The sequence below is a fragment of the Methylobacterium gnaphalii genome, assembly GCF_007992215.1.
In the GTDB taxonomy this organism is placed as follows: Bacteria; Pseudomonadota; Alphaproteobacteria; order Rhizobiales; family Beijerinckiaceae; genus Methylobacterium; species Methylobacterium gnaphalii.
Genome location: NZ_BJZV01000049.1, coordinates 1 through 14,289 on the forward strand (window position 1 = coordinate 1; position 14,289 = coordinate 14,289).

At 65.0% G+C, this 14,289-nt stretch carries 10 protein-coding genes and 3 pseudogenes; 4 read left to right on the forward strand and 9 right to left on the reverse strand.

Annotation, left to right across the window (positions count from 1 at the left end; all coding sequences use genetic code 11):
- From MGN01_RS21810 to MGN01_RS21830, 5 genes are all read right to left on the reverse strand, one after another.
- Positions 1 to 1,294: NAD-dependent succinate-semialdehyde dehydrogenase (locus MGN01_RS21810; RefSeq protein ID WP_147048920.1), on the reverse strand; the 1,294-nt coding region annotated here is incomplete at its 3' end.
- Positions 1,295 to 1,450: 156 nt separating this feature from the next.
- Complete coding sequence (locus MGN01_RS21815; protein ID WP_170246105.1) at positions 1,451 to 2,383, reverse strand: LysR substrate-binding domain-containing protein; 933 nt, start codon at positions 2,381 to 2,383, stop codon at positions 1,451 to 1,453.
- Between the two features lie 144 nt (positions 2,384 to 2,527).
- Positions 2,528 to 3,373, reverse strand: coding sequence for an alpha/beta fold hydrolase (locus MGN01_RS21820; protein WP_147048922.1), 846 nt, complete (start codon positions 3,371 to 3,373; stop codon positions 2,528 to 2,530).
- Positions 3,366 to 3,764 (reverse strand): carboxymuconolactone decarboxylase family protein, encoded by a 399-nt coding sequence (locus tag MGN01_RS21825; protein ID WP_170246106.1) that lies wholly within the window; start codon positions 3,762 to 3,764, stop codon positions 3,366 to 3,368. Before MGN01_RS21825 ends, MGN01_RS21820 begins: the two co-directional genes overlap by 8 nt.
- A 24-nt stretch (positions 3,765 to 3,788) precedes the next feature.
- Positions 3,789 to 4,946 (reverse strand): FAD-dependent monooxygenase, encoded by a 1,158-nt coding sequence (locus tag MGN01_RS21830; protein ID WP_147048923.1) that lies wholly within the window; start codon positions 4,944 to 4,946, stop codon positions 3,789 to 3,791.
- 378 nt (positions 4,947 to 5,324) lie between these two features.
- Between MGN01_RS21830 and MGN01_RS21835 the strand changes: the two genes are divergently transcribed.
- Positions 5,325 to 6,623: a dicarboxylate/amino acid:cation symporter gene (locus tag MGN01_RS21835; RefSeq protein ID WP_147048924.1), complete on the forward strand. Its 1,299-nt coding sequence runs from the start codon at positions 5,325 to 5,327 to the stop codon at positions 6,621 to 6,623.
- A 48-nt stretch (positions 6,624 to 6,671) separates the two neighbouring features.
- On the opposite strand, the pseudogene MGN01_RS21840 reads toward MGN01_RS21835, so the two are convergent.
- Positions 6,672 to 7,076 (reverse strand): annotated as a pseudogene (locus MGN01_RS21840) (aldehyde dehydrogenase family protein); the annotation flags it as partial.
- On the opposite strand from MGN01_RS21840, the pseudogene MGN01_RS24460 reads away from it, so the two are divergent.
- The 3 genes and pseudogenes from MGN01_RS24460 (at position 7,069) to MGN01_RS21855 (ending at position 10,727) form a co-directional block, all read left to right on the forward strand.
- Positions 7,069 to 8,120: pseudogene (locus tag MGN01_RS24460) on the forward strand (diguanylate cyclase). The pseudogenes MGN01_RS21840 and MGN01_RS24460 overlap by 8 nt on opposite strands.
- Before the next feature lie 378 nt (positions 8,121 to 8,498).
- The gene (locus MGN01_RS24300; protein WP_244612316.1) at positions 8,499 to 8,984 is read left to right on the forward strand and encodes a CHASE3 domain-containing protein; all 486 of its coding nucleotides are present in this window, start codon (positions 8,499 to 8,501) and stop codon (positions 8,982 to 8,984) included.
- Positions 8,985 to 9,068: 84 nt separating this feature from the next.
- Positions 9,069 to 10,727: an ATP-binding protein gene (locus MGN01_RS21855; protein WP_238257943.1), complete on the forward strand. Its 1,659-nt coding sequence runs from the start codon at positions 9,069 to 9,071 to the stop codon at positions 10,725 to 10,727.
- A 4-nt stretch (positions 10,728 to 10,731) separates the two neighbouring features.
- Here the strand turns inward: MGN01_RS21855 and MGN01_RS21860 are convergent, their stop codons facing one another.
- The 3 genes and pseudogenes from MGN01_RS21860 to MGN01_RS21870 form a co-directional block, all read right to left on the reverse strand.
- Positions 10,732 to 12,051 carry a GAF domain-containing sensor histidine kinase gene (locus MGN01_RS21860; protein ID WP_238257945.1) on the reverse strand — a complete coding sequence of 440 codons (1,320 nt, stop codon included), beginning with the start codon at positions 12,049 to 12,051 and terminating at the stop codon, positions 10,732 to 10,734.
- Positions 12,052 to 12,334: 283 nt separating this feature from the next.
- A complete protein-coding gene (locus MGN01_RS21865) occupies positions 12,335 to 12,922 on the reverse strand; it encodes an AbiU2 domain-containing protein (RefSeq protein WP_147048927.1) in 588 nt (195 codons plus the stop codon).
- A 66-nt stretch (positions 12,923 to 12,988) separates the two neighbouring features.
- A pseudogene (locus MGN01_RS21870) lies at positions 12,989 to 13,503 on the reverse strand (IS1 family transposase); the annotation flags it as partial.
- Positions 13,504 to 14,289 lie beyond the last annotated feature (786 nt).

Consider the following 14,289-nt stretch of genomic DNA (forward strand, 5'->3'; position numbering starts at 1 on the left):
GGAAGACGCGGCCGACGTCGCGACTGTAGAAGTAGGAGGCGAGGCCGAATGGCGTGTCGTTGGCCATCTCGATGGCTTCCTCCTCGGTCTCGAAGCGGATCAGGGGAGCGACTGGGCCGAAGGTCTCCTCCGAGAACATCTTCGCCTCGCGCGGCACGTCGGCGAGGATCGTCGGCTCGAAGAAGCTGCCAGCTCGATCGAGCCGCTTGCCGCCAGCTACGATGCGGCTACCCCGCTCCAGCGCGTCGGCGATGTGCTCCTCAACCTTGGCCCGGGCAGCTTCGCTGATGAGGGGACCCTGCGTAACGCCCTCCTGCGTGCCTTCGCCGACTTTCAGCTTCGAGACCGCCTCGGCGAGCTTTTGAGCGAAGGCGTCATAGACGCCGCTCTGGACCAGCAGGCGGTTGGCGCAGACGCAGGTCTGGCCGGTGTTGCGGTACTTCGAGGCCATGGCCCCGGCGACCGCGAGGTCGAGATCAGCATCGTCGAACACGATGAAGGGCGCGTTGCCGCCGAGCTCCATGCTGGTTTTCTTCACCGTCGGTGCGCATTGCGCGAGCAGGATCGAGCCGACCCGTGTGCTGCCGGTGAAGGAGAGCTTTCGGACCAGCGGGTTCTCGCAGAGCTCCTTGCCGGTGTCGGACGCATCGCCGGTGACAATGTTGCAGACACCCGGCGGCAGGCCGGCGCGCTCGGCAAGCACACCGAGGGCCAGCGCCGAGAACGGCGTCTCGCTCGCCGGCCGCAGCACGCCGGTGCAGCCCGCGGCCCAGCCGGGGCCGGCCTTGCGGGTGATCATGGCAGACGGGAAGTTCCAGGGCGTGATCGCCGCGAAGACGCCGATCGGCTCCTTCTGAACGATGATGCGCTTGCCCGGCAGGTGCGCTGGGATGGTGTCGCCGTAGATGCGCTTCCCTTCTTCGGCGAACCACTCGATGAACGATGCGGCATAGGCGATCTCGCCCTTGGCCTCGGCCAGCGGCTTGCCCTGCTCCGCGGTCATGATGCGGGCGAGGTCGTCCTGGTTCTCCATCATCAGGTCGAACAGCCGCCGCAGGATGACGGCGCGTGCCTTGGCCGTCCTGGCGCGCCAGCCCTTCTGGGCTCGGTGGGCCGCCTCAACCGCCTCGGCGACCTCGGCGCGAGACAGCGAAGGGACATGGCCGATGACGGCACCCGTCGCGGGATTGGTGACCGGGATGGTGGCGCGATCCCGCGCCTCCACCCATTCGCCGCCGACGAGGTTCTGCTCGCGAAACAGTGACGGGTCGGTCAGACGTAATCCGTGGGACATGACGGCACTCACTCCAGACGCTGATGCGGTCGCGTCCAAATGCTTGTCCGCCTGGGCGCTATACGGAGCAATCGACGAAAACTGACGCTGCGCGACGTGTGCTCATAACGCCGGGTGAGGCGAGGCGCCTCGGGCCTGCGATCATGCGCCCCTCGTCTAGAGCTTCCAGCCCTGAGCCAGCGCCCATTCGTTCGTCGATTTCTCCGTGGCCTTGCCACCCTCCCGTAGCCATTCGCAGAAGCTGCCGATGAGATGCCGAGCCTCGCAATCCGCCCGGTAGAAGGCGCCATACTCGCGGCGGCGTAGCCCGAGGGTTCCGAAGGGCACGCAGAGACGCTTCTCGATGAGGTCGTCGATCACCAGAAACAGCGGGAGCATGGCGATTCCCATGCGTTCCTGGACCGCGTGGAGGGCGAAATACATCTGCTCGAAGCGCAGAATGCTCTGGGTCGGGGCCATCCTGGGCGCGCCGGCCTGCTCGAACCAGGAGGGCCAATCGTAGGGCTCAGTGAGGTAGGTGATGAGCGTGTGGCTGGCGAGGTCTCCAGGCACCATCAGAGGCGAGCGCGCCGGTAGGTCGACATGGCACACCGGGACGATGAACTCCGTCATGAAGGGAGCCCGCTCCCAGCCGCTCGGTGGGCTGGCGACACCCCGGATGCCGACATCGAAGCCGAATTCGTTGGAGCCGATCGGCGCCACAGAGGTCGTCACCCGCAGCTCGACTTCGGGACGCTTCTTCTGGAAGGTCGAGAGACGGCCGATCAACCAGCGCATGGTGAAGGTCGGCGGCGCACTGATGCGGAGCGCCGTCGGCGTGGCGTTCTCGATCATATGCATCGAGACGAGCGCCAATCGGTCGAGCAGCGCCGTCACCTCGGTGAGATAGAGCTGCCCAGCGTCAGTAAGCGTGAGTTGAGATGGTGTGCGCCGGAACAGCTTCGTTCCGAAATACTCTTCGAGCCGAGCCACCTGCCGGCTGACCGCGCCGTGAGTGACGAAGAGTTCTTCGGCCGCCTTGGTGAAGCTGACATGTCGCGCTGCCGCCTCGAAGGCGCGTACGGCATTGAGCGGTGGCAGCTTCCTCATGATGCTCTTGGCGCGGGTGCCGCGTTCGCGGATTGCGCTGGCTGTAGTGAAAACGGCGAGAGGAGAACAGGCTCCTCGCGCAGCTCGAATTACCAGCATCGACATTCCGGGGCGCGGTAGGCGGCCCCGGAATGTCGGTTTGAGTCAGCGGCCGACGGCCGCAAGATGCGCCGTCAGCACCGCGTCGAAACGCTCGGGCTGGTCGACCTGCGGCAAGTGCCCGCCATCGGCGATCTCGGCGTAGGTCGCGCCGTGAATGACGGGCGCCATGTCACGCATCGGTGCGAGCAGGCTCTCGTCATTCGTGCCAATAACCAACGCCGTCGGCACCCGGATCCGTCCTACCGCGCCGAGGTAATCGAGCCCCTGGATCGCTCGGGCGCAGCCGACGAAGCCCTGCGTCGACGTTCCGGTAATGCAGGCGGTCAGCCGCTCGGCGAGAACCGGCTCGCGCGACGCAAAGCCCTGGCCGAACCAGCGGTCGACTGTCGGGGCTGCAAGCGCAGCCGTGCCATCGTCGAGGGCGAGCGCAATGCGGTCGTCCCAGGCCGCCGCGAAGGGCGCCGGCGCGTCGGCACGGGCCGCGCAGATGAAGAGGCTGAGCAGGCGGTCGGCATGCGCGATGCCGAGGCCGAGTCCGGTCATTGCACCGAGGGAAACGCCGACAAAATGCGCACGACGGATGGACAGCCCGTCGAGTACGGCGACCACGTCGGCGCCGAGACCGTCCAGGCTGTAGGGCGCCGGAGCGGCTTCTGACGCGCCGTGGCCGCGCGTGTCGGCCACGACGACGCGGAAGCCTTCCTCGCCGAGCCTCGCGGCCTGTCGGGCCCAGATTGCGCCGTCCGTCAGGATCGAATGCGCGAAGAGGATCGGGGGCCCTTCCGCCGAGCCGCCGATCCGGACGCTCAGGGCGCCGGAGGGACAGGGAATCGCGCGACGCGTGAACCCCGGCCAATCCCCGCTCTCGACGGGCAGGATCTTAGTCATTCTTGTCCATCGACTCGATGACCTCCTTGGCGATGCGGAAGCTGTCGATCGCTGCCGGCAGCCCGCAATAGATCGCAACCTGGAGGAAAACCTCCTGGATTTCCGCCTTTGTCAGCCCGTTATTGAGCGCGCCGCGAACATGCGCCTTGAGCTCGTGCGGACGGTTGAGGGCCGCGATCATGCCGAGGTTGAGCAGGCTGCGGCTGCGCCGATCGAGCCCGGGACGGTTCCAGATCTCGTCCCAGCAGTACTCGGTCGCGAGCTCCTGGATGGGCCAGGTGAATTCGGTGGCTGCATTCAGCGCCACGTCAACATAGGCGTCGCCCAGAACGGCCCGGCGCGTGGCCAGCCCCTTCCTGAACTTCTCGCTCTGGGGTTTGTCGGTGGTCATTGTCGATAGGCTCCGTTTTCTCGTTCAGCTCGCCACGGCGAGGTCGGCATCGCCACTCGCGAGCGGCGTGGTCCAGGCATCGTAGCCGTAGACCCAATCGGGGTCGGTCGGGTCACGGAGCCAGGTATTAGTGCGCGAGCTCGCCTGAACCCGCGAGGTGCGCGGTTTGCGCGTCGCTTCGAAGCGGCGGAAGGCTTCCGCGACGCCGTCGCGGTCGACACCCTGCAGGCAACGCGAGAGCACGGCCGCATCCTCGATCGCCATGGCTGCGCCCTGCGCCATGTACGGCGTCATTGGATGGCAGGCATCGCCGAGCAGCGTGATGTTTCCGTCCGACCAACGGGGCAGCGGCTGGCGGTCGACGAGCGCCCATTTGTGAACAGATGGGCAGGCCGCGAGCGTGTGGCGCACCTGCGGGTGAAAGTCGGCGAAGGCCGCGCGCAGCTCGTTGACGTCGCCCATCGCCGACCAGGATTCGACCTGGAAGCCCGGCTCGACCTGGCTTGTCACGAAGTAGACCTCACTGCGGTCCGGCTTCACGTAGTAGATCACGATGTGCCGGTCCGGTCCCCACCACTTGGTGCAATCGTCAATCTCGTAGCCGTTGAGAAGCGAGGCCGGGAAGACTGTGCGATAGGCGATGCGCCCCGTGAAGGTCGGCTTCTCCTTGTCGAACAGAGCCTCCTTCACGAAGGAGTGCACGCCGTCTGAGGCAACGACCGCGTCATGGGTGGCAGTCACGCCGTTCGCGAAGCTCAGGCGCACGCTGCCGTTGGCTTGCTGATCGAGGCCGGTTAGTTTGTGATCGAGGTTGATGTCGCTGTCCGGCACGACGCTCGCCAGTGCCGCGTGTAGGTCACCGCGATGGGCGAGGAGGTAGGGAGTGCCCCAACGCTCCTCGGCGGACTCGCCGAAGACCATGTCGAAGCGGATTTCCCCAGTGTCGTATTCCTTGTTGTTCCAGGAGCGCGGGTAGAAGGCAGCGGCGCGCAGGGTCGGCTCGAGGCCGAACTCGCGCATCACCTTCATGGCATTGCAGCCGATCTGGATGCCCGCACCGAGGCGCGTGAAGCGCGAAGCCTGTTCGTAGACGGTCGTCTCAATCCCCAACCGACGCAGAGCCGCTGCGGTCGCGAGACCGCCCATGCCGGCACCGATGATGGCCACGGAAAGGCTTTTCATGCCCGAATCCTCCTCTGGTCCCCCCGAGTTTTCGATCGTCGGGCTTCGGGCCTGGCGATGCAGCCGGGTGGGGCTGATGCCAGAGGATCGCCGCGAGAACCTCGCCGCGCAAACCACTTTAGCTGACCCCGCGTGAGGTTCTGTCACAGCTAGGGTTGTCCGCCCCGTTCAAAAGACGCAGAGCCTGATGCACTGCAACGATGGCCAGCGCTATGAGCTGCGTGAGCAAACCTCACGGACCACGAACTATCGTGGTTTGCAAACGACTGCGGGCGGGGCCTAGCATCTCCTGGGCAGCGCTCACGCCAAGACGAGTCTGCTCGGACCGGCCACGACGTCACGCGAACAACGCGTGCGAGATGCCGAGAGGAAACGCGCATGGACGCTGCGGTAGCCACTACGGCTTTCGACGAGATTCCGGTCCAGCGCGAGGCTTGGTATCGGCGGCTCTGGGTCCAGGTCCTGATTGCGATCGCGCTCGGCGGAGCGCTCGGCGCGCTGTTTCCGCCGGTCGGCGAATCCTTGAAACCGCTCGGCGACGCGCTGATCAAAGCAATTCGCATGACCATCGCGCCGATCGTATTCTGTACGGTGGTGCACGGCATTGCCAGCATGAGCGACATGCGCCGAGCCGGCCGGATCGGCTGGAAGGCGATCGTCTATTTCGAGGTCGGCACGACGCTCGCGCTCGTCCTCGGTCTCGTCATCATCAACCTCGTGAGGCCAGGTGCCGGCATGCATGTCGACGTCTCGACGCTCGACGCCAAAGCCGTGCAGGGGTTCATCACCCGCTCGCAGCACGAGACTGTGACCGGCTTCCTGCTCGATATCATCCCGAACACCGTGGTCGGCGCCTTCGCCAATGGCGAGATGCTGCAAATCCTGTTCTTCGCGATCCTGTTTGCAATTGCGACGCAACGGGTCGGCGAGCCTGGTCGGCGCATGGTGCAGATGGTGGACGACCTCGCCAAGATCTTCTTCCAACTCCTCGGGACGATCATGCGCTTCGCGCCGATCGGCGCTTTCGGCGCGATGGCCTTCACGATCGGCAAGTACGGCCTCGGTGCCGTGGTCTCGCTGTCGCAATTCATGCTGTGCTTCTACGCGACCTGCCTGCTCTTCATATTCGGCGTGCTCGGCGCGGTTTGCCGACTGATGGGCTTCAGCGTGTGGCGGCTGATCCGCTATCTCAAAGAAGAGCTGCTCCTAGTCTTCGGGTTCTCGGCCTCCGAACCCGTGCTGCCGCGTTTTATGGTCAAGATGCAAAAGGCCGGCTGCGCTGAGCCCATCGTCGGCCTCGTGATCCCGACCGGCTATAGCTTCAACCTCGACGGCACCTGCATTTATTTGACCATGGCCGCCCTGTTTTTGGCGCAGGCGACCGACACCGACCTCTCCCTCACGCAGCAGGTCGGGATCATCGGCGTCCTCCTGCTGACCTCGAAGGGCGCCGCCGCGGTGACGGGCAGCGGCTTCATCGTACTAGCCGCGACTCTCGGCACGGTCGGGCACATCCCCGTCGCCAGCATCGCGCTGATTTTCGGTATCGACCGCTTTATGTCGGAGGCGCGGGCGCTGACGAACTTCATCGGCACGGCGGTGGCGACGGTAGCGGTCTCCAAGTGGGAGGATGAATTGGACGAGCGCGCCTTCGAGAGAGCGCTCGGGAAAGCCTAGTCAGAATCCCTGCAGAAGGCTGCGCGTCGGGATAAGGCCAATTCGATCCTATGGATCTATCCCGCCGATGCAGAGGTATTTGATTTCGAGGTAGTCCTCGATCCCGTATCTTGAACCCTCGCGGCCGAGACCAGAGGCCTTCACGCCGCCGAAGGGCGCGACCTCGGTGGAGATCAGTCCCTCGTTGATGCCGACGATACCGGCCTCGATCGCCTCGGCGACACGGAAAACCCGGCCGACGTCGCGACTGTAGAAGTAGGAAGCGAGGCCGAACGGCGTATCGTTGGCCATCTCGACGGCTTCCTCCTCGGTCTCGAAGCGGATCAGGGGAGCCACTGGGCCGAAGGTCTCCTCCGAGAACATCTTCGCCTCGCGCGGCACGTCAGCGAGGATCGTCGGCTCGAAGAAGTTGCCAGCTCGATCGAGGCGCTTGCCGCCGGCCACGATGCGGGCGGACGCCACCGCAGGGACCCGGCTTTTGGTCGCCAAGGTCAGCAACGCCTTCGATATCGGCGGAGCATCCCTGCCCGTGCTCGACCGTGTCAGCCTGGAGGTGGCGCCCGGCGGCTTCACCGCTTTGCTCGGCCCGTCCGGCTGCGGAAAATCCACGCTGCTGCGTCTCGTCGCCGGGCTGGAACCGCCGGGAAGCAGACGCATCGCCGTCGACGGCGTGCTGGTCGAGGGACCCGACCCGTCGCGGCTGCTGGTCTTCCAGGATCCGACGCTCTACCCCTGGCGCACGGTCCGCGGGAACGTGGCGCTCGGTCTGGAAGCGCGCGGCGTCGCCCGCGCGCAAGCCGGGCGGATCACCGCCACTATCGATCTCGTCGGATTGTCGGGCTTCGCCGACGCCTACCCCCACCAGCTCTCCGGCGAAATGGCGCAGCGCGCCGCACTCGCCCGCGCGCTGGTCAACGATCCACGCCTGCTCCTGCTCGACGAGCGCCTCGGAAAGCTCGACGCCCTGACGCGGCTCGCCAACCGCCGGCGCTTCGGCGAGGTGTTCGCGACCGCCTGGGACAGTTCTTGCCGCACGGGCAAGCTGGTCTCGCTGATCCTCGTCGACGCGGACCACTTCAAGCGCTTCAACGACCGCTACGGACACACCGGCGACGATGTTCTGAAGGGGCTCGCCGGTGCCTGTCTGTGAGCGTGCACCGGCCCGACGACCTCGTGGCGCGTGTCGGCGGCGAGGAGTTCGCCATCCTCCTGACCGACACCGACACGGCCGGGACCCTTCGGGTCGAGGACAAGGTCCACGGAGCGCTGGCGACATTATCGGTGACTTCGGCCGGCATCGGCGCCGGCGCGGTGACCGCGAGCATCGGCGTGGCGACCGTGACGGGCGTGCCCGGCGGAACGGCCCAGGCGCTCTACGATGCCGCGGACGCCGCGCTCTACGCGGCCAAGGAAAGAAGCCGCACCCAGACCCGGTGCGCGCCGGCGGACGATTGGAGCAGCGAGAGGTCGTCGTCTTTGTGCCTAGTTCGAGTTTGACCCGGCTATCACCCCCGGCGCGTCCCGTGACGGCAGGGCCGCATGGGGACAAGCCGCTGAGGCTCAGGTCTCGCGGAGAAGGGTGCCCACGGCTTCCAACTGATGCACAGAATCCATTCCGCCAACCAGCTTTCCCACGTGTTGCAAGGCCAGCAGAATATCGAGACAGAGGCGCCGCAAGCCTTCCGCCTGATTCCAACGTTGCGCCGTGCGGAAGCGCTCTCCACCGTCGAGGTCACGGATAGGTAGCGTGGGCGGCTACCTTGTGACGCTTCCTCAATTCCTCCGGAAGATACAGGCATGTACGGGACATCACCCACCGCAAGCGCGCGCGGCTCCCGCTGGCGTCCTGGCATGGTGCAGCCTAGCCTGGACCACATGACCCAGTACCTCGTCAAGCGCGCGAACCTCCTCGTCTTCGGCGTTCTTCTCGCCATCCTTGCCCTGGTCGGGGCGGCGACCTGGGAGCGGCTGAACGCGTCGCGGCAGGTGCGCGAGCCCTCGCAGCACAGCTATGACATCCTCCTCGCGTCGAAGGATCTCGCGATCGCCCTGCGCGACGCCGAGCGCGGCCAGCGCGGCTATGTCCTGACCGGCCGGGACGAGTACCTTGCCCCGTACGACGCCGCGCGCGACCGCCTGGGCGTTCACCAGGGCGAGTTGCAAAAGCTCACCGCCGACAATCCAGACCAACAGCGCCGCCTGCGCGAACTCGCGCCGGTGATCGCGCGCAAGCTGGAGGAACTCGCCCAGACCGTGCAGGCCCGTCGCGACGGCGGCTTAGACGCGGCCGAGCGCATTGTCGACACGGACGCCGGCCGCGACTTCATGGTGGATGCCGAGAGGACGCTCTCGGGGCTCTAGGCCGATGAGCAGGCGCTCCTCGCTGAGCGGCTCGCACAGAACGATGCGCGCGCCGGCTGGGTCCGCTGGATGGTCCTCGGCGGCTTGTTCCTTGCGCTCCTCACCCTGCTCTGGGCGGCGCGGCTCCTGAACCAGGCCTGGTCGCGGTCCTACCGCGTCGAGGTCGAGCAGCGCGCGCTGGCCCTGCGGCTGCGCACCTCGCTCGACAGCCTCAGCCAAGGCGTCGCCGTCTTCGGTCCCGACCGCAGGCTTACGAACTGGAACGAGTGCTTCCGGGTACTGCTCGACCTGCCCAAGGCCATGGTCCGCCTCGGCACGGCCTATTCCGCCTTCGTCGAGCACACGGCCGAGGCGGGCCGCCCGGCGCTGGAGAGCGAGGACCAGATCCGTGCAGCCAGCGGCGATGCGCGCGGCATCGTCGTCTACGAGCGCGTGCGCGGCGACGAGCATCACCTGGAGCTGCGCCGCACGCCGATGCCGGTCGGCGGCTTCGTCCTGACCGTGTCGAACATGACGAAGCGGGCACAGGCGGAGGGCGTCCTGCGCGAGGCGCAGAAGATGCAGGCCATCGGTCAGCTGACCGGCGGCATCGCCCACGACTTCAACAACCTGCTCCAGGTGATCCTCGGGAATCTCGAGTTCGTCCGCGCCAAACTCACTGGCGACGACAGGATGCAGCAGCGCATCGAGCGCGCCGCCTGGGCGGCGCAGCGCGGCGCGGCCTTGACGGGCCAACTCCTCGCCTTCGCCCGCAAGCAGCCCCTGGCCCCGGCCGCCATCGACCTCGCTGCGACCATGCCGGATCTCATGCCGCTGCTGCGGCGGACCCTCGGCGAGCACATCGAGGTCCGCTACGTCGAGAGCGCCGGGCTGTGGCCCGCGATGGCTGATCCGGCCCAGCTGGAGAGTGCGGTTCTGAACCTCGCCCTGAACGCCCGAGACGCCATGCCCGGCGGTGGGCGTCTCACCATCGAACTCGCCAACAAGGTCATCGACCACGAATACGCGCGCCATCACGCCGAGGTGACGCCAGGCGACTACACGATGGTCGCGGTCTCCGACACCGGCCACGGCATGACCCGGGAGGTCGCGGCCCGCGTCTTCGAGCCGTTCTTCACCACGAAGCTCGACGGCAAGGGCACCGGCCTGGGCCTCGCGATGGTGTTCGGCTTCGTGAAGCAGTCCGGCGGACACGTGAAGATCTACTCCGAGCCCGGCGAGGGCACGACCGTGAAGCTCTACCTGCCGCGGGCCGTCGGGTCGGCTGCTGCGCCGGTCCGCACGGGCACGCCCGTCGAGCTGCCACGCGGCTCGGCCACGATCCTCATCGTCGAGGACGAGGCCGCCGTTCGCGAGATCGCCTGCGCAATCCTGACCGACCTCGGCTACCGGGTGCTGGAGGCGGCGGACGGCGAGGAGGGCCTGCGCGTCTTTGGCGGGAACGCACCTGCCATCGATCTTCTCCTTACCGACGTCGTGCTGCCCGGCAGGATCCGGGGCCGGGAACTCTCCGAGCGGATCCTGGCGCTGCGACCGGAGGTGAAGGTGGTCTTCATGTCCGGCTACACCGAGAACTCCATCGTCCACCACGGTCGGCTCGACGACGGCGTGCGGTTGATCTCCAAGCCCTTCCGGCGCGACCAGCTCGCCGTCCAGGTCGCGGCCGCACTCGGGGTCCCGGCGCAGGCCGCCCCGGCCACTGCGGAGAACGTGATCGAGTTGCTGCCCCGGCGCGGCGCGTAGGGCCTCAGGCCGGCATCACGAAGGCGAAGGTCGTCGCCTCAGGACCGGAGGTGGCCGTTAACGTGCCGCCGTGCGCCCGTGCGATCTCAGAGGCGATGTAGAGCCCCAGCCCCAGGCCCTGCTGGCTCGGGCGGCTCGACGCGCGCACGAAGGGTTGGAACAGGTTTGCCATCGCCTCCGGCGGGATCGGCCTGCCGGCGTTGCTGACCGACAGCTCGACGATGCCGTCGATCATCACGCCGCGGACCGTGACCGGAGCGTCGGACGCACCGTGGGTCAGGGCGTTGGCGACGAGGTTGGACAAAAGTTGCCCGATGCGGGCCGGGTCGCAGCGGCAGTCGCCGATCCCGTCGAACTCGACCTCTATGCGGCGGCCGGCGTGGCCGGTCGCGAGTTCGTCGACGACCTGGCGCAGCATGGGGGCGAGCGGGACCCTGTCGGCCTTCTTGACGGCGATACCGCCGCCGAGCCGGCCGCGGGCGAAGTCGAGTACGTCGTCGATCAGGTTGGCCATGCGGGCGACACTCTTGCCGACGAGGTCCAGGATGCCCCGCCCGCGCTCCGACAGGTTCTCCTTCGCGAGGAGCTTCGCGCCGGCATCGATGGAGGCGAGCGGATTCCTCAGGTCGTGCCCGAGGACGGCGATGAACTGCTCACGCAGGTCAGAGCTTTCGCGTTCGTCCGCGAGCGAGGCCGTGCTGGTCCGCAGGTCCGTGCGGGCCGTGGCCAAGTCGGTCTGGCTCGTGGCGAAGTCCGCGCGGCTCGTCGCGAGGTCGGCCTGGCTCGACGCGTGGCTGGCCCGGCTGGTCGCGAGGTCGCGCCGGCTCTCCGCCAGATCGGAGGCACCGACGGCGAGCCGGCGGTGAGCGTCAATCTGGAAGGCGATGAGTTCGGCATGCAGCCGAAACATCCGCAGCAGCCACGGCGCCGAGAGGTCGCGCGGCTCGGGATCGAGCGCGCAGAGCACGCCGAAGAACGTGCCGTCCGGCAGCACGATCGGCGTCGAGACGTAGCTGCGGAACCCATACATCGAGGGCGTCGGGTGGCTAAAGTAGACGGAGTCGACCTGCGCGTCCGAGATCACGACCGGCCCCACCGCTTGGCGGACCTCGCGGCAGATCGTGGTCTCGACGGGAAGCTCGCCACCCGGCTGAATACCGAGACCGATCCCGTCCTGCACGGCGCAGGCCATCCAGCGGTCTGCCGTGACCCGCGCGACCGCGGCGAAGCGCATGCCGGTCGCCGCCCGGACGACCTCCAGGACGCCCGGAACCGCTTCGAGGCCGGCGACCAGCACCGCGTCGTCCGTCAACACGTCCGTCACCACTCGCTTCCGCACCTTCGGACCGCCCGGCCACGTTTGTACTTGGGTCGCGGCGTCTTCGCCAGGATGCATGCCCTTGGATCGACGGATCATTCGGCGTCAGCCGGGGTTGAGAGGGTTCGGCACAGAGAGGAAGCGCGGTGGCGATCCCGGTGATCCTGGTGGTGGACGACGAGGCGCTGCTTCGGATGCTGGCCGTCGACCATCTGGTAGTGTCTCAGTTTGAAATCTGATGAAAGGCGCGAGACCAGAAGGCTCGGGATTCTTCATGCATAGTGATTTTTTACTCAGCCAAGCTAAGATTGTGTCCAGTAGTGGCGAGCTTAAGATTTTCTGTGATTATGACGGCAGGTTCAATAATTTCGAATAAGTCTTTATAACGCAGAAAACATTTATTGACATCGTCTATCTTTCGATGAGCAATCCTATAATTTCTGATGGCTTGCAATTTTTTAAAACTCGAAGGGCCGCGACCTTTCATTGGACTATTATACGTCTCTACGGCCTTCTTGATAGCCTGTTCGCATGAATGCGCATCAAGCTCAGAGCAACTATAAGCAGAAGACCAGTTTTTTGCTTGATCTATATAGTAATCTGTGCATCTTTTTTGACGAACAAGTCTGATAAGTAGCGGTATTGATGACGTTTCTCTTTTGTTTGGCTTAAACCGTTTGCTTCCAAGGTCGTAAAGTCTCCAAAGAGTCACAGAAAGATCTGCTGCTAATCCCTGATGAATAACATTGTATACTGAAGCTCCATCAATCTGCCTGTCTTCAAGGCCTCGTATAATATCGTTATCTTTTTCCAGTACGGCCTCGTCCCAGAGAGCAACATTGATGTCGAACTCAATGGCCCGAAGCATCGCCTCCATCCGTCGCAATGCTTCTCCCTTATAAATAGAAGAACGCTTTCTTTTTTGTTTTTCTTATTCAATTCGTTAGCTCGTCTTGTATGGCCCACGCTTGCCCGGCTTCGGCGCGGCCGCCTCCAACATCCGGCCAAGTCTTACATCGACCATAGCCGATCCGACAGTCCCGCCGCCTTGGCTGAGGTTTGTTTCAGCGTCTTATGGATGCGCACGAAGTTGTAGAACACGAAGTAGAGAGACAGCGCGTGATAGTGGCTCTCCAGCTTCTTCGAGAAGGCATTTGTGAGCCGGGTGAAGCGCCGCATGCCCATGGGCATGTTGAAGTTCTGGCGCTCCACATAGCTCGTGGAAACGTGCTTCTCTTCCGGGTAGCCGGTCACGGCCCGCTTGCTGGCACCGAGGCACACGGCCGGGCTGTATTTCCGCTCCGGTCCGCGGTCCGCGCTCCCGCCGTACTTCTTGACCAGCATGGCGTAGTCGACGCCCTGCCCGAAGGCCTCATCAACCGCCTTCACGTAGGCCATGTGCCCATCGGTCGTGAGTTGTATCCGGCCGACGACGCGGGACGAGAGATCTGACGTGATCCAGATCCTTGTTTCTATCGTATTCACGCGCGGACTATCTGGCGCTAAGACACAAAGCGACACGTTTCTAATCTGCCAGACATTCAAGAAGACCGAGGACGGATGGCGTGTCGCATCGATCCTGCCAATAGCTAATAATACTTTGAGATAGTCGGAATGTCCGCTTCCCGATGAAGGGCTAAGGTACGTTGCCACTCAATGCAGACGTCGTCTGGGCGTCGCTGACTTCCTTCCGGGTTAGGCCAGGACGCTTCGATGTTATTAGTGTCAGGGTCGAGGACGAAGGCAACGTAGCTCGCCCTCGGCGCCGTCCTTGATCGCGAAAGCCCGAGCATCCATTGTCGCGGCCTCCATGTGTGAGAGCCGCTTCATAGAAGGCATCTACCGCTTCTCGGCTGGGCCCGGCGAAAGCGTGAAGGATTGGTGTTGCTCCCGCAACGTTGGAAGCCAGCCAACGCGACGACACGAGTGCGCTGCTCGGTACCCTCGTGCTCGAAGCCGATCCCAGCTGTCGTTGAAACAGTCGAACATGTGCATGCGCCCTTGCGGATGCGCCATGCCCTGTGCACCGAACCACGCTTTTCACTCCTCGTAAGAACAGAGCAACTTGCATCGGGAACGGTTCGCGACCGCTTCCATTGGCAAATGACAGTCTACCTAATTACCGCCTCCCAGAAGCCTGTGAGCAGCAACCAGGTTCACCGTACACTCGGCATCACCGACAAGGCCGCGCGTTTCTTCCTCCTCGTATCCGCGAAACCACTCACAACGGTTTGATCCTTTGAA